Raw genomic sequence first — 19215 nt, 5'->3', positions numbered from 1 at the left:
TTGTAGCAGCGCTCTTATAATTAATTCACAAGTCATTAACTATAAACAGTATCAATAAAAATATGAGATAATAAAATGAAAAATAATAAAATGGAAATTTCAATTCAACCTAACGCGGATTTAGTCATTGGACAGTACGTTCGTTTTGTTGTTACATTAAGTTCGGATAAACTAATTCTCCCACTGAAAAATATAATTATAAAAAATTCCAGTAATAATACACAGTTTGATAAAGAAACTATTCCACTTGTTTATGAAAAAGATTTCCTCACAGCTTCTGCGCAGTTAGGGTTCATTGTGCTTAAAGAAGTTGATGGTAACTCCATAAAAGAGGGTTCTCCTATTGAATTTGAGGTACATACAGATGCGGCTGATTTTAATTTTGTACTTTTCAGTGGTACGACTAATCAAATTGATATAAATTCGTTGGCATTTTTTATTGAAAAACCTTACTTGAAAGCAAGTATCGCAGGTAATGAAAAACCATCGGAGAAAGATAACTTTACGGCAATATATACAACGTTGAAAAGTACATCAGGGAAAGTATTGGCGGGTACACCTGTATTTATTACATCTGTACAAAAAAATAAAATGAAAGAATTTAGCTTTAAGAGTTCTAATAATCAAACAGAGCTTATTCCTGAGAAAATTGGACCTAATGAAGGAATAACTATAATTTCAGATAAAAATGGTTTGGCAAAGTTTTATCTCTACCCTAAATCATCACTGATGAACACACTTCTGTTAGAGACTGTTATTCTGAATGTAGATAACATTCTGGCTAAAAAAATGATTTATGTAGTTAATTATAAAGAACCGGGTTATCTTAATTCTATAGGTATGCCAAGTATTGAGGGTAATACCCCCGAAGGATTAACAGCATATACTTCAGATCCCAATTTTCTGGTATCGATAAGTAGCTATGATGGTGCAGAAAATGGTGATCTCATTTTATTTTTTGTTAATGGTAACTATACTGGTTATTCCATGATGATCGAGGATAAAGAAAAACAGTTAGATCAATACAGCATAAAGCTTCCTTATGCTATCTTTAAACAAGATGAAGCATCCAAATTTTCTTATACCGTAGTCAAATCGAATGGCAAAGCCCTCTATTCTGAACCAATACCGGTCACTTATTTAGGTGGTATTCCTTACGAAGCTAACCCGAATGTTGATAGGAGTTATGAACATTGCCTAGTTCATACCAGTATTGGTGTTGGCCCTGATAATATTATCCCAACTCATAATGGTGTTGCTTATGCCAGCATTATGCAATATCCCGGTTATAAACATAATGGATTATTTATTGAAATTGTTCGTTCTAATACTCAGGATCCTAACTTAACAGTAAACCCTGTTCCATTAAGTGTAACGGATTTTACTTTAAATATGTATATAGATTCACCGAATAGAAATATAATGTTAACTTATCACACACCAATTACATTAGATGACATCGGGAGTGATGGTAATAAAGATTCTATTTTCTTCCATATTCCTTATATGGATTTGGCTGGTATAGAAGATGGAGGACTTAGTTTTGATTATCAATTTTACTTAGATGAAAAATTAGAGTATGGTGTGGTTTGGGATGGATCTATTGATACCTATGCAGCTCCAGGAGGTGTGAAAGACCACTGATAATTCAAACCATATAATAATACACTTATTTTAATTTTTATTATTTATAAAGTATATATCCTGCATCTATACCAATCTAACTTCAAGATGCGTGTGATTTCTCCCCGTGAAGCGGCGAAAAATCAGGCTTCATACCGTGTTGTAAATTGCAACTTGAAGTTTTAAATTTTAAATTTAAGAAATAAGTTAAAAATAAGAAACGGGGCACCAGATTAAAAATATTCTATTTTTACTCTATTCAAGACTATCGTATTTTATGGTGTCTGTAAGTAATTATAAACAAACCTTACCAGATGATACAGGTAATTAATTAACAAAAATATGAGCGCTGATTGTAGCACCGCTCTTAAACTTAATGTTCATAAAATAGAAAAGGAAATAAAAATATGGCTGGTACAATTGAGTTTTCCCTACCTGATAATGGCGATTTAATTATCGGACAAAAATTTTTATTTACAGTAACTCTATCATCTGATGAAAATATTGATGACCTTTCTACTATTTCATTTTATAATAACAAAAACATTACTGTACCACTTGATCCTATCTCCTTAACATCAGATCACAATAAAAAAAAGGCAGCAGCAACAGTCACTCTTACTGTATCTAACTCTATAGCAGAAAATGAAAAAATTTCTTTTAGTGTAAAAACATCGTCAACCGGATTTCCAACTAAAACATTACAATCCACAGCAAGAATTATTGATTCGGATTCAGTGAGATTACGTATTGATAACCCATGTTTAGTTATTCCAATCTCATTTACCGACGCCCAAATTGGCTCTCTATCAACTAAAATTCATACAATTCTAAGAGATAAAAAAGGAAAAACATTATCAGGAGTACCTGTATTTATAAAAGCTAATACCATTAATGAGTTAAAAGAAATAAATATTTACCACAATGATAAAACCACAAAAATAGATGTTCATGAATTTGGTAACGATCAGGGTATTTTCGTAAATTCAGATGAAAAAGGAAAGCTAGAATTTTACATTTCTCCGAAAAAAGCAGTATTACCAATCATTCAATTATCTTCTACCATACCAAATTCAACCGACTTTAAGTTTGCTAATGATCCTATATTTATTTTTGTTGATAACATTAAAGATTACCGGCAACCCTTAAATATAGTAACTGCCATTAATGATAATTTAAAGTCAGAAGGAGAAAGTAAATTTTGGGTAGATATGTCACCGTGTAATGATTATAAGTTGGGTGATTTTTTGTTATTTTTTGTTAACGATGAATATAAGTACTACACCAGAATCCTTAGTAATAAGGAGAGTGAACCTTGTTTAAAGGAGTTACCTTATTTTATTTTCAAAAAAGATGAACCATCAAAACTATCTTATTTTTTAATTAAACCCAGTGACAATATAATCGCCAAATCAAGTCCTGCTGATGTTATTTATAGAGGAAGACCAAATCAACCATGGAATGATATTGATAGAACATATGAACCTTGCCAGGTTTATTCCAGCTTAAACGAACTTATAAACCAGGATAGCCCCATTATTGACAAAACTATATCAAACCATGCTAATAACCCAGACGATGCTGGCCTGTTTGTCACAATAACAGGAACCAATGATAATAGTGATAATACTAAAGTAAAATTGGGTTCAAAAGTCATCTTAACTTTATATATTAATGCAAGTAACAAAACAACAAAAAAAGTTTTTAACGGTGACATGCCCTATCAACCAGATGAAGCAGGGGGAAAAACAGCAACATTGAGATTTAATATTCCTTATGATTTATTGAATAATAATTTAGCATTTCCTTACCATGATGGAGAGATCTTCTTTGATTATCAGGTCGGTAATGATAATGATAGAGATGTGACATATGGTGGTATTTGGTCAGGACACATTGTTACATTCTAAAATGTAACACATGAAAACGATATTTTTTGAAAAGAATTCAATAAAATTAATTATTGAATTCTTTATTTGTATTAGTCGCAACTTGCTCAGTCAATCGAAGTTAGAGATCTCACACACATAACTGATTATGGCATATCCTGTTGCTGAGATTTCATTTTTTTCAACGCTTTATGCTGCTCCCTGCGTTGTTTAAAAAAAGCACTCAACATAGTGGAGCACTCTTCCGCCAGAACACCGCCGATAATGTCAATTTGGTGATTCATGCCCGGATGGCGCAAGATATCCATCAATGATCCTGCCGCTCCCGTTTTCATATCGCTGGCACCATAAACTAACCGTTGTATCCGGCTGTGTACCATCGCACCTGCGCACATGACACAAGGCTCCAAAGTGACATACAGTGTCGTATTCAACAGACGATAATTCTGCAATTGCCTCCCGCCCTGCCGTAACGCAATAATTTCTGCATGGGCGGTAGGATCATGGTCAGTGATTGGGTGGTTAAATCCCTCAGCTATCACCTTATTATCAGCTACCAATACAGCACCAACAGGAATTTCTCCCTTGGCCTGTGCTTGCATGGCTAAATCTATTGCCCGACGCATCCAATATTCATCACTAAAATTTTCGGTCACTGTATCTATTTCTGTCACTGCCCATTCTCTTGCTTATAAAAATTCCGCCTATTATACCCAATGACTTCCATCTGCTGATTCAGCTTGAATCTCATTAAGAAAGGCATCAAGGAACAATTTCATGCGTTGAGTCCTTTCACTCGCCATTTTTCTACCTGATACCGTCTGAAATTTTGATTCAATTTTAAATAGCTTAGTGAAGAAGTGATCGACAGTATAAGCCTTATCATTATACTCACGTTGCTTTGCCAACGGATCATCAAAGTCATACAATGCAGACCCTATGCGGCCAGCGGTGTAAAAACAACGTCCAACACCAATCATGCCAATGGAATCCAGCCGGTCTGCATCTTGCACAATTTTTGCCTCCAATGTTTTTGGGGTTAGGCCTGCTGAAAAACTATGCGCTTCAATGGCGTGGCAGACAGCCTGAATGTCCTGCTCACACCACGCCAATTCTTTCAATATCATTGCGGCTTTTTCTGCTGCCATGCGTGAAGCAAGGTGTCGGTTTGGCGCGTTTTTTTCAACACTGACACAATCGTGTAATAGCACAGCGACAAACACTAACCGCAAATTACCCGATTCCGCTTCACAAATTTGTTTCGCATTTCGCCATACCCTATCTAGGTGGGCAATATCATGGGCGCCATCATCACTTTCTATTGCCATCGGTAAAAGCTGTCGAGCCAAATCTTCAAACGGTGAAAAAAATAACATAGCCAAAATTTCTCCTGTTTCCCTAACCCCATATAGTTCTCTTGCCGGCCGCCTTGAAGTTTTACGAAAAGCATCTGGAAAAGAAGTTTAATATTAATATCCACTACTGGATTGCTGTTGCCATAAGTGCGCGCCCACCAACGCTTTCCAGGGAGAAAAATCTGCCAACCATTTTTCCGCCTGTTCCGCACTCACTTTGTTTTCCTGGCTAAGCAAATATTGGAGATTACGCCTAACAGCTACATCACCATGTAGTGAACCATCCAGATAATTGAATCCCCGTAGCAATGCATAATTCACTGTCCACATGCCGATGCCCTTGATAGCAAGCAAACTCTCTGTCAGTTGTTTTATTGCATTTTCTCTTTCTGGGATATTGAGTTCCAAATCCCCTGAGTTAATCAGTTGACAAACATGCAATAAGGCATTGGCCTTACTCACAGAAAAACCACACTGACGGAGATCATGCGGTGAATATTGCATGACCTGATTATAATTCGGGAAACACAGTAACCCAGAAGAGTGCTGACGCCCCACCGCCTGAATAAAACGCCGTCTAATGGAAATTGCGGCGCTTAAACTAATTTGTTGCCCAATAATCGCCCAACTCAATGCTTCAAAAGGTGTCGCGGACTGATAAATGCGTAATCCCGTTTGTCTGTTAACCAATTCTCCAATAACGGGATGAGCTTGATAGATAGATTCAAATATATCAACAGATTGTTTTAAACCAAGCATATGAGAGGCTAACGTCGATAATGCTTCATGTTGTGAAGAACAGTCTTTATCACCATCAATATCAAGCCGTATTTTCGCTCTATTCTTTTCTATTGTGATGGTTAAAAGAGCCGGATTTTCATACCAAATAATCCCTTTTTTTATTTGATTATGTTGTACTATTTCAGAAACACCCATTTCATCCCGCTGATGAAAGGCCAAAAAATCGCTCGTATGATAATTATTGGGTAATATAACTTCCGTTAAGCAGCTTGATTTCATTGGGGTAGCTCCAGAAGACACGCGAAATGAATCTCACTATCTAACAGACTTTAAGTTTAGATACAATGACAATTCAACCCATACCGTCTATACGCATCAAACTTCAAATTGCAATTTACAACACGATATGAAGCCTGATTTCTCCCTACTTCGCGGGGAGAAATCACACGCATCTTGAAGTTAAATTGGTATATAAAGAAATATCATCAATTTTATATTTAATTAATTCCTTATTTAATTTTCGGATTTGATATTTTGACGGGCTTAACATCAATAAATAGATACCAATCCCCATCAGTAAAATCATACTTAATATGACGAAAAAGAAATCTAAAGCATTGCTGATGGTATTACTTAAGGCATCAACTTTGAACAAAAATGTTACCAATACAACAAATGCCAATGTGAAAAAATACGTTGAAAATACCCTTTCAAAACAATAAGTAAAATAATATGAAGGACCAATATTAACTTGTACTACGCCAGAATTTAATACAGTGTATGCTTTCAACTTTTTCAGAATATCCAGATATTCCGGGTTCAACCCATCTTTTTTCAGCTTAATAAATATATTTCTAAATTTATCAGATTTTATCTTTGTAACATCAAACATTATTTCAGATGCAATTTGATGTTTAATATATTCTTTACTCAAATCATCTAAATAAACGTTATATTCGTTAAGATATTTGATATACTTTATGGCCTTTCTCTCTCTAAACACACACACATCGGCATAAAGCCTCTTTAATACAGACAGAATAATACCAATAAAAGTCCCGATAGATCCCAAGACTTTCACAATATCATTACCATGTTTTACGATGTATTCAAGCATGTTTTTACTCTAATGTATTGAAAACATATTTAAGTATATACCATGATAAAAGTATTGGACTGCTTTCTAATGTGTTAATATCTACCCCAGATAGCTTTTCTTTGCACAATGCATTTAGTTGTAACCATGTTTTTGTAAGATGTATTTTTTGTAAATATATTGTATGGAATAACAAAGGATGGTCTGGAGCAACAAATCAGGAAGAATTAAGTCTGCAACTTAAAAGACTTAATTGATTTAAGAGGTTAAAATGGCACTATTAATTACCAAACGCTGCATTAATTGCGATATGTGTGAACCCGAATGCCCTAATCAGGCCATCACAATGGGCGCAGAGATCTACGAAATTGAGCCTGAACGCTGTACCGAGTGTATCGGGCACTACGAAAAGCCAACTTGCCAATCTGTCTGCCCGATTACGAACACCATTATTCTTGATCCTAATCATCAGGAAACTGAAGAGCAGTTATGGGATAAATTTGTACTCCTGCATCATGCTGATAAGATCTGAATTTAATTTTCCAATATCACTGTCGCACAGGCATAACGCCGTTCATCTGCTAGTGTGACATGCATGGATTTTACCCCCAATTTGTTAGCCAGCACTTCAGCCTCTCCATGAAGTTTCAATGTGGGTTTTCCCAATGGATCATTAATCACTTCAAATTGATTAAAGGCCAATCCATTGCGGATACCTGTTCCAAAAGCTTTAGCGGCCGCTTCCTTGACCGCAAACCGTTTTGCAAGGAAGCGGACAGGCTGGTTATGCTGTTGATATTGCTGCCATTCCCTATCACTCAGAACTCGCCTTGCCAGACGTTCGCCTGAACGCCCGACAATTTCTTCAATGCGGGATATTTCAACAATATCTGTGCCTAATCCAAGAATAGCCATTAACGGCGTGCTTCCCGCAATAAAGTTTTCATATCCGCAACAGCCGCAGATAAGCCACTGAATACAGCACGGCCAATAATGGCATGTCCTATATTCAATTCATAAATTTCAGGTAAGGCTGCAATGCGCTGCACATTGTGATAGGTCAAACCGTGGCCTGCATTGACTTTAAGCCCTTTCGCGGCTGCATAGGTTGCGGCTTCTTTGATACGCTGAAACTCTTTTTCCTGCTGTCTCTCATTCTCTGCATCTGCATACGCACCCGTGTGAATTTCAATAAATGGCGCCCCAACTTCGACAGCAGCATCAATTTGTTGGTGATCCGCATCAATGAACAAAGACACTAAAATCCCTGCTTCTGATAAAGTCTTAATAGCCGCAGCAATGTGCTCTTTTTGCCCAAATACATCCAATCCACCTTCGGTTGTGACCTCTTGACGCTTTTCAGGCACTAAGCAACAGAAAACAGGTTTGATTTGGCAAGCAATCCCCACCATCTCATCTGTCACCGCCATCTCAAGGTTCATCCGGGTTTGGATTGTGTTATTTAATAATTGAACATCTCTGTCAGTAATATGGCGGCGATCTTCACGTAGGTGAACCGTTATACCATCTGCTCCCGCTTGCTCTGCAACAAATGCTGCCTGAACGGGATCGGGATACTGTGTCCCACGGGCATTACGCAAGGTTGCAATGTGATCAATGTTGATACCTAACAATACCTCAGCCATTTTTAGCTCCTGCAATAACATAAGATTCAGTAAAGTCTACACTCTTCATCATGCAAAAGTGGTTTACTTTAATTTTCATTTTTCTTGTTGGGGTTATCAGTTTTTTTACGTACGAATTGACGAAATAGCTCACGGCTTTTTAACGGTTTTCCCCCCAGATAAGGTTTCAAGGCAATGCGAGTGAAACGCTTCGCCGCTTTCAAGGTCACCTGATCGGGAAATTCGCTATTTGCCAGTGCCTTGAGTTCATAACCTGTAAAACTGTAGTGATCTACAACCAAACTGGCGATAAACCCTTTTTCTTCACGATAACGGTAAGTCATGGTATCCAATACAGGTTCACCACTTCCTGCACAGTGAAGATAATCTACTCCGTATCCCATATTGGTTAGTAATGCTAATTCAAAACGACGCAATGCACATTCTGGTGTGTATTCACTCACAGCAAGCGCTTGTAAACATTGGAGGTAATCAAAAAAAAGCGCGGGATATGCCGTTCCTTGCTCAAGAAGCCTGGACAAGAGTTCATTCACATATAAACCGCTGTAAAGCACACTTCCCGTTAAGGGGAGAGCCAATGAGATAGGCTCTGCGTCTCTTAATGTCTTGATTTCACCCCGACCACTCCAACGAATAAGCAGCGGGGTGAAAGGTTGCAAACAACCTTTTAGATTGGAGCGACGGCTGCGTGCCCCTTTCGCTAAAACACGTACCCGCCCTTCATGTTCAGTAAAAAAATCCAGCAATAAACTGGTTTCACTGTAAGGGCGCCCGTGAAGCACAAAGGCTCTCTGCCAGCCGTCCACAAATCTGCCTTATAAGTCGTCGACGTAACCGAGGCTACGCAACGCTCGTTCGTCATCAGCCCAACCGGATTTCACTTTTACCCACAATTCCAGGTGGACTTTCATATCAAACAGCTTTTCCATATCTTGACGGGCTTCTATGCCAATTTTCTTGATTTTGCTGCCTTTATTACCAATCACCATTTTCTTCTGACCATCACGCTCTACCAGAATCAAACCGTGGATGGTATAGCCTCCACGCTCATTGGTAACAAATTGCTCAATTTCCACTGTCACAGAATAGGGGAGTTCATCACCCAAAAAACGCATCAGTTTTTCACGGATGATTTCTGACGCCATAAAACGCTGTGAGCGATCAGTAATGTAATCCTCAGGGAAGTGATGATCCGCCTGTGGCATATGATCACGTACTATGTTGGCAATAGTATCAACATTCATGCCTTTTTCGGCGCTAATCGGCACAACATCGAGAAAATTCATCTGTTGGCTAAGAAAACCGATATGTGGCAGAAGAAGGGTTTTATCCGTTACATTGTCCACTTTATTGATAGCCAGTAAGACAGGACAACGCAAATGACGTAACTTATTCACCACCATTTCATCATCGGGTGTCCAGTGCGTACCTTCCACAACAAAAATAACCAGTTCGACATCACCAATAGAGCTGCTCGCCGCACGGTTCATCAGGCGGTTGATCGCCCGCTTTTCTTCAATATGCAGACCCGGTGTATCAACATAGATCGTTTGGTATGCCCCTTCCGTATGGATCCCCATGATGCGATGCCGCGTCGTTTGAGGTTTACGGGAGGTAATAGATACTTTTTGGCCCAATAACTGATTCAGTAACGTTGATTTACCAACATTGGGCCGACCGACTATTGCAACGAATCCACAATAGTTTTTTTCTTCGCTCATTCAAGCTCCAGTTGTTTTAATGCTTGTTCCGCAGCCGCCTGCTCTGCCTTGCGGCGACTGGAACCGACTCCTCTGACCGGTTGTTCAAATCCACTGACCTGACAGTGAATTGTAAATTCCTGATCATGGGCTTCCCCACGAACCTGAACAACCAGATATGCAGGCAACGGCAGATGACGCCCTTGCAAATATTCTTGTAAACGGGTTTTAGGATCTTTTTGCTTATCGCCTGGGCTAATTTCATTCAAACGGGTTTCATACCAATTCAGGATAATCTTTTCGACTGCCTGAATATCGCTATCAAGAAAAATAGCGCCGATTAAGGCTTCAATGCTATCCGCTAAAATGGATTCGCGACGATGTCCTCCACTCTTTAACTCACCCGGCCCCAAACGTAGGCATTCGCCTAATTCAAATTCCTTGGCTAGCTCCGCCAGAGTATTACCACGCACCAATGTTGCCCGCATGCGACTCATGTCCCCTTCATCAACACGGGGAAAACGATGGTAAAGGGCATTAGCAATGACAAAACTCAGGATTGAGTCACCAAGAAATTCCAAACGTTCATTATGCTTGCTACTGGCACTGCGGTGAGTCAATGCTTGAAGCAACAAATCGTGCTGTTTAAAGCTATATCCTAGCTTATGTTGTAATCGGTTCGTTATTATGGGGTTCATGTGCTACCAATTCAGTTAGAATTCATCAAATAAAAAGCACACGCAACAGACCTGTGAGGCAACATCAACCAGCAAGTTATCTTGGGGATATTTTTGCGGCATGCCTTACAAAACTGTTGCGTTTGCACTGGCTCCCAAAGTATTCATCCTCTTCAGGAGCCAGTCATCTCGTTTGAAAGAATATTCTACACTGTGAGATAAATTAATGCTGCGCTAATATATAAATATTAGTGAATTCCACCAATTCGACTGAAGCGTACACCAGTAGGCCATTCACCTTCCTGTTTTTCAAAGCTCATCCAAATGGCAGTTGCACGGCCTACCAAATTTTTCTCCGGTACAAAGCCCCATGAACGACTATCATCACTATTGTCACGATTATCACCCATGGCAAAATATTGCCCCTCAGGAACAACCCAAGTCCCTACTGGTAAGCCTTCTTGAGAAAAACCAGGGAAACGTTGTATTACAGGAATGGTCAAAATATGGTGCGACACATTACCTAAAGTTTCGACTCTTTCGTCCTGACGAAGAGCGTTCGACCCTACTGACTCATCAACCGGAACTTGATAAACACCACTAATACTAACGCCTTCTGGTGTCACAGCCTCTTTTATTGTCCATTCACTTGGGAACACATTCCGATAAGTAACCGGTAAATCGCCCTTACATTGCGCATTCCAGCCACAGCCCGGGTAAACCTGAAGCTCCTTGTTGACATAATCGTAAACGATCTTATCTCCAGGTAAGCCAATAATGCGTTTTACAAAATCTATGCTTGGGTTCTTCGGGAATTTGAAAACTGCAATATCCCCACGCTTAGGCTCGCCAGTTTTAATTAAGGTTGTTTGCGTAATGGGATCTTTTAAACCATAAGCAAATTTTTCAACCAGAATAAAATCCCCGATCAACAATGTTGGCATCATTGAACCAGAAGGGATCTGAAAAGGTTCATAGACGAAAGAGCGCAGAACCAACACAATGGCTAACACTGGAAAGACAGATGCAATTGTTTCAAACCATGAAGGTTTGTTAAGTCCTTTAGCCAAAGTTTCCTGGGCTTCTTCGCCTGTCGCCTGTTCCTGAATATGAGCAAGTTTTCTCTTACGTTCAGGTGCGAATTTAAATCGCTCTATGCACCAAAGAATACCCGTGATTAACGTTGCTAACGTTAATATCAAGGCAAAAGTGTTAGCCATTTGAACTCCTTACAACCTTGTGTTAATTATCTTTGCCAACATGCAGAATCGCTAAGAAGGCTTCCTGTGGCAGTTCAACATTGCCGACCTGCTTCATGCGTTTTTTACCTTCTTTCTGTTTCTGCAATAACTTTTTCTTACGGCTGACGTCACCACCATAACATTTCGCCAATACGTTTTTACGTAATTGCTTAACGGTAGAACGCGCAATAATGTGAGTTCCTATGGCAGCTTGAATAGCGATGTCAAATTGCTGGCGTGGGATCAAATCTTTCATTTTTTCCACCAGCTCACGTCCACGGTACTGAGAGTTGTCACGGTGAGTAATCAATGCCAAAGCATCAACACGCTCACCATTAATCAAGACATCCACACGAACCATATCCGAATCCTGGAAACGGATAAAATTATAATCCAAAGAGGCGTAACCACGAGATGTTGATTTCAAGCGATCAAAGAAATCCAGAACCACTTCAGCCATTGGAATTTCATAAGTTAGTGCCACCTGATTACCGTGATAAACCATATTTGTCTGCACACCACGTTTTTCTACGCAGAGTGTAATGACGTTGCCAAGGTACTCTTTCGGCAACAACATGTGACATTCGGCAATCGGCTCACGCAATTCATTAATGTTGTTTAATGGTGGCAACTTGGATGGACTATCAACATAGATAATATCACCACTGGTTGTCTCAACTTCATAAACAACTGTTGGAGCCGTTGTGATCAAATCGAGATCATATTCACGTTCCAGACGTTCCTGAATAATTTCCATATGCAGCAAGCCGAGGAAACCACAGCGGAAACCAAAACCCAGCGCAGTCGAACTTTCTGGTTCGTAGAATAATGATGCATCATTTAAGCTCAATTTGCCCAACGCATCACGGAATGCTTCATAGTCATCAGAGCTTACAGGAAACAGACCAGCATAAACTTGCGGTTTGACCTTTTTAAAACCAGGCAAGGCTTTTTCCGCAGGCTGGCGAGCCGTTGTCAGTGTATCCCCAACTGGCGCCCCCAGAATATCTTTGATGGCACAGACCAACCAGCCTACTTCACCACAATTCAACACATCACGATCAATGCGTTTCGGTGTGAAGATACCCAATCGGTCAGCGTTGTATACCTGTCCAGTACTCATTACCTTAATTTTGTCACCTTTACGCAACGTACCGTTTTTAATACGAACAAGTGACACAACACCAAGGTAATTATCAAACCATGAGTCAATAATCAGGGCCTGTAATGGAGCATCAGGATCGCCTTCTGGTGGCGGTATCTCTTTCACCAGACGTTCAATAACATCCTGTACACCCACGCCCGTTTTTGCAGAACAACGAACAGCATTGGTCGCATCAATACCAACAATGTCTTCGATTTCTTCAGCGACACGCTCTGGTTCAGCAGCAGGAAGGTCAATTTTATTCAGAACTGGAACGACTTCCAGATCCATTTCAATGGCGGTATAGCAGTTAGCCAATGTCTGGGCTTCAACCCCCTGCCCTGCATCAACAACCAGCAAAGCACCTTCACACGCAGCCAGTGAACGGGAAACTTCGTAAGAGAAGTCAACATGCCCTGGCGTATCGATAAAGTTTAATTGGTAAACTTGCCCGTCATTTGCCTTGTAATCAAGGGTTACACTTTGTGCTTTGATCGTGATCCCGCGTTCACGTTCAAGATCCATTGAATCCAGTACTTGCGCTGCCATTTCGCGATCAGACAAACCACCACAAATTTGAATAATCCGGTCAGAGAGCGTGGATTTACCGTGGTCAATGTGGGCGATAATGGAGAAATTTCTTATTTGCTTCATTATTAAATCTTTTTTGCCTTAATATTTCTGAATCATTCGCCTATGGACACATTGATGGACATAAAGCGACAGTTTATTGGTTCGGCCACTGGCCTGAGGAGCTGTATTCTACATGCCAAACCCGTGAAAACCAAACCCGTGAAAACTTAGCCATGCCTGTCGTTTTCAGTATGACCCAGTTGTTTTCAGTAATGATAAATTAAAGTTGAAGCTCGTACGGTAAAACAGATTATTCTTGCTGTAGAATTTTAATCGAATCAGGCGGTAAACCAATTTGTAACACAACAGGCTGGTATGCTTGCAAATTATCCCAATACGCCGCGATCTTACGAGCAATGAAAAAACCAGCGACTCCACCGCCAATCCCTCCTAAGCAAACCCACAATTGGACAGTCGTCCAAAATTGGAAAAATGCGGCTCCCAAAAACAAACCCAATAAGGGTGTCAAATAAACCAGCATGGCTGAGCGTAACAAACTGCTTTCAGGAATGCCTACTTCAACCTTCTGACCCGGTTGGAGTGGTTGAGAAATTTCCAGTTCCAACTGATGGATGCTTTCTGGCCCTATCTTTTCCAACAAATAAGAACCACAGGCTGCTTTGGTTTGACAGCTACCGCAGCCTGAAGATGAGCCATAACGTAATAATGCTCGCCCTTTGTGCCAACGAACAACAGTTGCCCACTCTTTAACCATCAGTTTTCTCCCGTAAACGTCACACTTGCTGCAATTTGTTCGGCTGTTGCAAAAGGCAGCTCACCAATGACTGTTATGCTGTTTTTGTTTCTGGCCAAAGTATAAACCGTTCTTCTGCCCTGTCGAAATGGTTGTTCATCGACAATCTTTTTATCTGAGTTCACCACATTTACAGAAAAATTAAACAATCCATCACCATACATGATGGACTCTAACCATTCTGTCTCTGATAATTTTCGGCTGTTACGTGAAATTTCTTTGAAACCGTCAGGCATTTTTCCAACCAGCCAATTGAATTTCAATTTATCAGCAGGAGGAATGAGCAGCATAGGTGGTAATTTCAAATTAGTAATCACATTCAATTCCGTTTTAATCGAGTCATTCACAGTTGATGACACGACACGGAATTGTTCAATGACTGTTTTATTATCCTTATCTAATAGGTCTATCAGCAGAGGAAGATGATTTTTCTCATCAATCAGCAGGTTATAGTTATAACGGGATTTATCTTTCGCTATGATACGTACAAAACTCACAGGATAATCGCCAAAATTCGTGCTGCCTGCATCAATAAAACGGTAAAATTTTTGTAATTGGGCAAAATCGGCAAAGATAATTGGTGGAAGATAATCGACGATATGAGAACCACGGATACTAAATGAGTCTAATCCAGGTTCGTAATAGCTAATTTGGTCACCACGCTGAATAATTTCCCTACGTGAACCATCCATTTGGATGACTTGAGCAATAATCTGTCCATCAATAATGGCATGACGGTAACGCAAGGGAACAAGAAATTGCTGTTCTAAGATGATGAAACCAAGTTCATAATTCAGCGTTTTCACTGCCTTACTCATATCCTGTAACAAAGCCTCAGCGTTGCTTTGTTGCGCTGAGGCTTTTAGAGGATTTATCAGGCTACTCGCCAATAAAAAAACGACAACCCAAATACGTTTCATCACTGTTGTTGTGGCGCTTGCTCTTCAGGAACCTGATTAGTTTGAGTGATACCATGATTTTTCTCAGAGTGAATACGCCGGGCGAGCTCATATTGCTGTAACATTGCATCAATTCGTTTATTGCTTTCTCGCACTTGCATACTCAAATCACCACCGAAAGTTTCTTCTTCAGCTGGGGTTGCTAAGCCAACTGTTGAAGCGGTACCCATCATAGGCAATGTGTTAAAAGCCGGTGCCTCAAATTGGTTATCTGTTTCAACACTGTTATCACTATTATACTGCTGGACACCGATAATCACGGACAGCGATACACAGGCTGCCACACCAATTTGTGCAATTTGACTCTTCCATGCACGAATTCTATCCCAGAATGGCATGTTAGCCCATGTTGCAGGTTTTGGCTGAGATTCCAAAACAGCCGCTGAATTAATTTGAATGGGTTCTTTTTCAAGTGCCAATGCGACTTGACTTGCAATATCCAAATGCAATACATCCCCCACATCGCCACGCAGCACATCACGCACCAGGTGATAGCGTTCCCACTGTTTCTGCATGACCGCATCTTCAGAGACCAAATGAACTACTTCACTATCAAGAGCTTCTCCATCCATTAATGCGGAAAGTTTCTCTCTTTGCATGCCAAAGTACCCTTCAATATTGTTTTATTCCACTGTTTCCACTATTTATTCTTGGATCAGTGGTTGAACTTTATTATCAATTGCTTCCCTTGCCCGAAAAATTCGTGAACGCACAGTGCCTACAGGACACTCCATGATGTCGGCTATCTCTTCATAGCTCAACCCATCCAACTCCCTCAACGTAATCGCGACCCTCAAATCTTCTGGAAGCGATTCAATCGTGCGGAAAACGACTTCCTTTAATTCTTCAGACAACATTAAGTTCTCAGGGTTCGAAATTTCTTTTAATGAACTTGACGTATCATAATTTTCTGCATCGTTGGCATCCAGATCATTGGATGGTGGACGGCGCCCCTGGGCAACTAAATAATTTTTCGCAGTATTAACGGCAATACGGTACAACCATGTATAAAATGCACTATCACCTCGGAAAGAAGAAAGTGCCCGATAAGTCTTAATGAAAACCTCCTGAGCAACATCAGGAACGTCACCTTGAGGTACGTAACGAGCAATCAGGCTCGCTACTTTGTGCTGGTATCTCATCACCAGCAAATTAAATGCTTTTTGGTCGCCCTTCTGGACGCGTTCAATCAGCATTTGATCCGTTAACTGCTCGCTCATCCGAGGTTCACTCTCCTGAGGTAAAACTCCACATTTATACTTAAATTAAACTAATATGATGTTCTGATTTCCCGAACAAGCATGACTTTGAGTATCAGTTCACTGTGAAGTTCAACTTTAGTTGTAATTTTGATTACAGCCACCTGTTATTTTCGTATTGCACTTTTCTAAATCATAGCTGCTATTTCACAGGATACGCGATTTTAAACTGAGAAAAAGAAAACCTTTGTTTTATTATACCGAAAAATCTCATTCACCATCTCAATAGTGCTAACATCATCAATAATAAAAATAAAAATCCATCACTAACTGGCGAAAGTCGTCTGAATATGTGCCATCCGAAGCACGGATTGTTAATTCACTCACTTGGACATCTTGTTCTTGTCGTGACAATCCCAGTAATAGACGATGCAACGGCTTATCTTGCCTGTCACGAACGTTGACACGGAAATGGGTAAACCATCCCAAATCTGATGCCATTTTTTCAAATTGTTCACCAATTTCATAAGGGAGTACCAGACAAAATAACCCTGTTGGTGTAATCAATGCCCGTACACACGCCAATAACCCCTGATGCGTCAATGATTCCGTATAGCGCGCCTGATTACGAGCTTCGTTTCGACATGCAATAGCCGGCTCAAAGTAGGGAGGGTTGCTCACAATCAAATCATATTGCGCGTTAATTTTCCGCAACGCATTTTGTCGTACAAAATCATGAACATCCTGCTGATATACCGTAATACGGGAAGGCCACGGTGATTGCCGTACATTATCCACTGCCTGCATTGCAGCAAGTTCATCCAGCTCCACCGCATCAATAAAGGTATCTTCTTTGGTACGTTGGGCTATCATCAATGCAATCAAACCACTGCCACATCCAATATCCAGACACCTTTTCCTGTTATATACTGGCGCCCAGGCTCCCAACAACACCCCATCCGTCCCGACTTTCATCGCACATTTATCATGTCCAACAAAAAACTGTTTAAATGTAAAACCACCGCGGCGAAAAACGGGTTTCTGTATCGATGCCATAACCTATTCTGCTGAAATTAGAATTTGTCATAGCATAAATCTTATAGCCGACGGATAAAAGCAACCTACTTATTGGATGCTTTTATAGGATGAAGAATACGCTTAACCTGTTTATAATCGGCGACCCAAACAGAGGTATATGATGACTGCGACAAACTTTTCCGAATTCCAACTTGATGAATCCTTGCTTGAAGCACTGAACGACAAAGGCTACGAACGCCCAACCGCTATTCAGGCGGCAGCCATTCCTGCGGCGATGGACGGACGCGATGTATTAGGCTCAGCGCCAACCGGTACTGGTAAAACTGCCGCTTACCTGCTACCGGCTCTACAGCATTTATTGGATTTTCCTCGCAAAAAATCGGGACCTCCACGCATCCTGATTTTGACACCAACCCGTGAACTGGCAATGCAGGTGGCAGAACAGGCAAAAGAACTGGCGGCCCATACACATTTGGACATTGCCACAATTACAGGTGGTGTTGCCTACATGAATCATGCGGAAGTATTCAGTGAGAATCAGGATATTGTTGTCGCAACGACAGGGCGTCTGCTGCAATACATCAAAGAGGAAAATTTCGACTGCCGTGCAGTGGAAACGCTGATCCTTGATGAAGCGGATCGCATGTTGGATATGGGATTTGCCAATGATGTCGAAACGATTGCAGGCGAAACCCGCTGGCGTAAACAAACATTGTTATTCTCCGCGACGCTGGAAGGAGAATCCATCCGTGATTTTGCCGAGCGTCTGTTAACGGATCCGGTTGAGATCGATGCCGAACCTTCTCGCCGTGAGCGCAAGAAAATTCAGCAATTTTACTATCGGGCTGATTCGTTAGAGCATAAAACAGCCCTGCTGTGCCACCTTCTCCAGCAGCCTGAAGTGACGAAATCCATTGTTTTCGTGCGCAAACGAGAGCGTGTACGCGAGCTTGTCGATTGGCTAAACCAAGCAGGCATTCAAGCGTGTTTTCTTGAAGGTGAAATGGTGCAAGCCAAGCGTACAGATGCTGTCAGACGCTTGAATGAGGGTAAAGTCAAGGTCTTGGTCGCAACCGATGTTGCTTCCCGTGGCTTGGATATCGAGAATATCAGCCACGTCTTTAACTTCGATTTGCCTCGTACCGCGGATGTTTACTTACACCGAATTGGTCGTACTGCTCGCGCAGGCCGTAAAGGAACTGCCGTTGCTCTGGTTGAAGCACACGATCACCTGCTTTTGGGCAAAATCAGCCGTTATCTGAAAGAGCCTTTGAAAATACGAGTGGTTGATGAACTTCGCCCACAAACCAAAGCGCCAAGCGAGAAAAAGAGCAATAAGCCATCCAAAAAAGTACTGGCAAAACGCAAAGAGAAGAAGAAAACAGAAGAGACAAAGAAAAACCGCGTAAAAGTTCGTCATCGCGATAGCAAAAATATCGGGAAACGCCGCGCTCCTTCTGGCAATCCCAGACCAGAATTAACTGAGTCTAAATAGCATTTCCAAAATGATAGGAGTATGC

Annotated in this window: 20 protein-coding genes; 4 read left to right on the top strand and 16 right to left on the bottom strand. The window is 40.6% G+C overall.

The window, feature by feature from the left end; genetic code table 11:
- The first annotated feature begins 75 nt into the window (after positions 1-75).
- Together WDV74_RS04675 and WDV74_RS04670 are read left to right on the top strand one after the other, a co-directional pair.
- Positions 76-1644 (top strand): hypothetical protein, encoded by a 1569-nt coding sequence (locus WDV74_RS04675; RefSeq protein WP_338884914.1) that lies wholly within the window; start codon positions 76-78, stop codon positions 1642-1644.
- A 386-nt stretch (positions 1645-2030) separates the two neighbouring features.
- On the top strand, positions 2031-3533 hold the full coding sequence (locus WDV74_RS04670) for a hypothetical protein (RefSeq protein WP_338884913.1): 1503 nt from the start codon (positions 2031-2033) through the stop codon (positions 3531-3533).
- A 125-nt stretch (positions 3534-3658) separates the two neighbouring features.
- Here WDV74_RS04670 and tadA read toward each other — a convergent pair whose 3' ends face one another.
- The 4 genes from tadA to WDV74_RS04650 all read right to left on the bottom strand — a co-directional run bounded on the left by tadA (position 3659) and on the right by WDV74_RS04650 (position 6725).
- Positions 3659-4138: a tRNA adenosine(34) deaminase TadA gene (tadA, locus tag WDV74_RS04665; protein WP_338885536.1), complete on the bottom strand. Its 480-nt coding sequence runs from the start codon at positions 4136-4138 to the stop codon at positions 3659-3661.
- An 81-nt stretch (positions 4139-4219) separates the two neighbouring features.
- The gene (locus WDV74_RS04660) at positions 4220-4888 is read right to left on the bottom strand and encodes an HD domain-containing protein (protein WP_338885535.1); all 669 of its coding nucleotides are present in this window, start codon (positions 4886-4888) and stop codon (positions 4220-4222) included.
- Positions 4889-4981: 93 nt separating this feature from the next.
- Positions 4982-5887: a 3-methyladenine DNA glycosylase 2 gene (locus WDV74_RS04655; protein WP_338884912.1), complete on the bottom strand. Its 906-nt coding sequence runs from the start codon at positions 5885-5887 to the stop codon at positions 4982-4984.
- A 163-nt stretch (positions 5888-6050) separates the two neighbouring features.
- Positions 6051-6725: a hypothetical protein gene (locus WDV74_RS04650; RefSeq protein ID WP_338884911.1), complete on the bottom strand. Its 675-nt coding sequence runs from the start codon at positions 6723-6725 to the stop codon at positions 6051-6053.
- 250 nt (positions 6726-6975) lie between these two features.
- Between WDV74_RS04650 and WDV74_RS04645 the strand changes: the two genes are divergently transcribed.
- Positions 6976-7236: a YfhL family 4Fe-4S dicluster ferredoxin gene (locus tag WDV74_RS04645; protein WP_099132125.1), complete on the top strand. Its 261-nt coding sequence runs from the start codon at positions 6976-6978 to the stop codon at positions 7234-7236.
- Positions 7237-7238: 2 nt separating this feature from the next.
- On the opposite strand, the gene acpS is transcribed toward WDV74_RS04645, so the two are convergent.
- The 12 genes from acpS to WDV74_RS04585 form a co-directional block, all read right to left on the bottom strand.
- Complete coding sequence (acpS, locus tag WDV74_RS04640) at positions 7239-7619, bottom strand: holo-ACP synthase (RefSeq protein WP_193849593.1); 381 nt, start codon at positions 7617-7619, stop codon at positions 7239-7241.
- A complete protein-coding gene (pdxJ, locus tag WDV74_RS04635) occupies positions 7619-8350 on the bottom strand; it encodes a pyridoxine 5'-phosphate synthase (protein ID WP_338884909.1) in 732 nt (243 codons plus the stop codon). Before pdxJ ends, acpS begins: the two co-directional genes overlap by 1 nt.
- Before the next feature lie 68 nt (positions 8351-8418).
- Positions 8419-9156 (bottom strand): DNA repair protein RecO, encoded by a 738-nt coding sequence (recO, locus tag WDV74_RS04630; RefSeq protein WP_338884908.1) that lies wholly within the window; start codon positions 9154-9156, stop codon positions 8419-8421.
- Positions 9157-9165: 9 nt separating this feature from the next.
- On the bottom strand, positions 9166-10071 hold the full coding sequence (gene era / locus WDV74_RS04625) for a GTPase Era (RefSeq protein ID WP_273560067.1): 906 nt from the start codon (positions 10069-10071) through the stop codon (positions 9166-9168).
- Positions 10068-10748, bottom strand: coding sequence for a ribonuclease III (rnc, locus tag WDV74_RS04620; protein ID WP_338884906.1), 681 nt, complete (start codon positions 10746-10748; stop codon positions 10068-10070). Before rnc ends, era begins: the two co-directional genes overlap by 4 nt.
- Before the next feature lie 227 nt (positions 10749-10975).
- The gene (gene lepB, locus WDV74_RS04615; protein ID WP_338884904.1) at positions 10976-11947 is read right to left on the bottom strand and encodes a signal peptidase I; all 972 of its coding nucleotides are present in this window, start codon (positions 11945-11947) and stop codon (positions 10976-10978) included.
- Between the two features lie 22 nt (positions 11948-11969).
- The gene (gene lepA, locus WDV74_RS04610) at positions 11970-13766 is read right to left on the bottom strand and encodes a translation elongation factor 4 (RefSeq protein WP_338884903.1); all 1797 of its coding nucleotides are present in this window, start codon (positions 13764-13766) and stop codon (positions 11970-11972) included.
- Positions 13767-13995: 229 nt separating this feature from the next.
- Positions 13996-14460 (bottom strand): SoxR-reducing system protein RseC, encoded by a 465-nt coding sequence (rseC, locus tag WDV74_RS04605; protein ID WP_338884902.1) that lies wholly within the window; start codon positions 14458-14460, stop codon positions 13996-13998.
- On the bottom strand, positions 14460-15419 hold the full coding sequence (gene rseB / locus WDV74_RS04600) for a sigma-E factor regulatory protein RseB (protein WP_338885534.1): 960 nt from the start codon (positions 15417-15419) through the stop codon (positions 14460-14462). Before rseB ends, rseC begins: the two co-directional genes overlap by 1 nt.
- The gene (gene rseA, locus WDV74_RS04595; protein WP_338884900.1) at positions 15419-16057 is read right to left on the bottom strand and encodes an anti-sigma-E factor RseA; all 639 of its coding nucleotides are present in this window, start codon (positions 16055-16057) and stop codon (positions 15419-15421) included. The genes rseB and rseA overlap by 1 nt, the downstream gene beginning before the upstream one ends.
- Before the next feature lie 45 nt (positions 16058-16102).
- A complete protein-coding gene (gene rpoE / locus WDV74_RS04590) occupies positions 16103-16678 on the bottom strand; it encodes an RNA polymerase sigma factor RpoE (protein ID WP_338884899.1) in 576 nt (191 codons plus the stop codon).
- A 279-nt stretch (positions 16679-16957) separates the two neighbouring features.
- Positions 16958-17713, bottom strand: coding sequence for a tRNA1(Val) (adenine(37)-N6)-methyltransferase (locus WDV74_RS04585; protein ID WP_338884897.1), 756 nt, complete (start codon positions 17711-17713; stop codon positions 16958-16960).
- A gap of 142 nt (positions 17714-17855) precedes the next feature.
- Here WDV74_RS04585 and srmB point away from each other — a divergent pair, with 142 nt between their 5' ends.
- Positions 17856-19190, top strand: a complete 1335-nt coding sequence (gene srmB / locus WDV74_RS04580) for an ATP-dependent RNA helicase SrmB (protein WP_338884896.1) — start codon at positions 17856-17858, stop codon at positions 19188-19190.
- The last annotated feature ends 25 nt before the right edge of the window (positions 19191-19215 follow it).

The sequence above is a fragment of the Xenorhabdus sp. TH1 genome (genome assembly GCF_037260955.1).
Taxonomy (GTDB): domain Bacteria; phylum Pseudomonadota; class Gammaproteobacteria; order Enterobacterales; family Enterobacteriaceae; genus Xenorhabdus; species Xenorhabdus griffiniae.
Note: the sequence above shows the minus strand (reverse complement) of the source record. Positions and strands in the feature narration are given on the sequence as shown.

Excerpts from the sequence above, each read along its gene's own strand:
- rseB (WP_338885534.1), bottom strand. The coding sequence starts at position 15,419 with ATGAAACGTATTTGGGTTGTCGTTTTTTTATTGGCGAGTAGCCTGATA.
- rpoE (WP_338884899.1), bottom strand. The coding sequence starts at position 16,678 with ATGAGCGAGCAGTTAACGGATCAAATGCTGATTGAACGCGTCCAGAAG.
- rseC (WP_338884902.1), bottom strand. The coding sequence starts at position 14,460 with ATGGTTAAAGAGTGGGCAACTGTTGTTCGTTGGCACAAAGGGCGAGCA.
- WDV74_RS04655 (WP_338884912.1), bottom strand. The coding sequence starts at position 5,887 with ATGAAATCAAGCTGCTTAACGGAAGTTATATTACCCAATAATTATCAT.
- WDV74_RS04645 (WP_099132125.1), top strand. The coding sequence starts at position 6,976 with ATGGCACTATTAATTACCAAACGCTGCATTAATTGCGATATGTGTGAA.
- WDV74_RS04650 (WP_338884911.1), bottom strand. The coding sequence starts at position 6,725 with ATGCTTGAATACATCGTAAAACATGGTAATGATATTGTGAAAGTCTTG.
- pdxJ (WP_338884909.1), bottom strand. The coding sequence starts at position 8,350 with ATGGCTGAGGTATTGTTAGGTATCAACATTGATCACATTGCAACCTTG.
- tadA (WP_338885536.1), bottom strand. The coding sequence starts at position 4,138 with ATGCGTCGGGCAATAGATTTAGCCATGCAAGCACAGGCCAAGGGAGAA.
- rseA (WP_338884900.1), bottom strand. The coding sequence starts at position 16,057 with ATGCAAAGAGAGAAACTTTCCGCATTAATGGATGGAGAAGCTCTTGAT.
- WDV74_RS04675 (WP_338884914.1), top strand. The coding sequence starts at position 76 with ATGAAAAATAATAAAATGGAAATTTCAATTCAACCTAACGCGGATTTA.
- era (WP_273560067.1), bottom strand. The coding sequence starts at position 10,071 with ATGAGCGAAGAAAAAAACTATTGTGGATTCGTTGCAATAGTCGGTCGG.
- lepB (WP_338884904.1), bottom strand. The coding sequence starts at position 11,947 with ATGGCTAACACTTTTGCCTTGATATTAACGTTAGCAACGTTAATCACG.
- WDV74_RS04670 (WP_338884913.1), top strand. The coding sequence starts at position 2,031 with ATGGCTGGTACAATTGAGTTTTCCCTACCTGATAATGGCGATTTAATT.
- lepA (WP_338884903.1), bottom strand. The coding sequence starts at position 13,766 with ATGAAGCAAATAAGAAATTTCTCCATTATCGCCCACATTGACCACGGT.
- WDV74_RS04585 (WP_338884897.1), bottom strand. The coding sequence starts at position 17,713 with ATGGCATCGATACAGAAACCCGTTTTTCGCCGCGGTGGTTTTACATTT.
- acpS (WP_193849593.1), bottom strand. The coding sequence starts at position 7,619 with ATGGCTATTCTTGGATTAGGCACAGATATTGTTGAAATATCCCGCATT.
- rnc (WP_338884906.1), bottom strand. The coding sequence starts at position 10,748 with ATGAACCCCATAATAACGAACCGATTACAACATAAGCTAGGATATAGC.
- WDV74_RS04660 (WP_338885535.1), bottom strand. The coding sequence starts at position 4,888 with ATGTTATTTTTTTCACCGTTTGAAGATTTGGCTCGACAGCTTTTACCG.
- srmB (WP_338884896.1), top strand. The coding sequence starts at position 17,856 with ATGACTGCGACAAACTTTTCCGAATTCCAACTTGATGAATCCTTGCTT.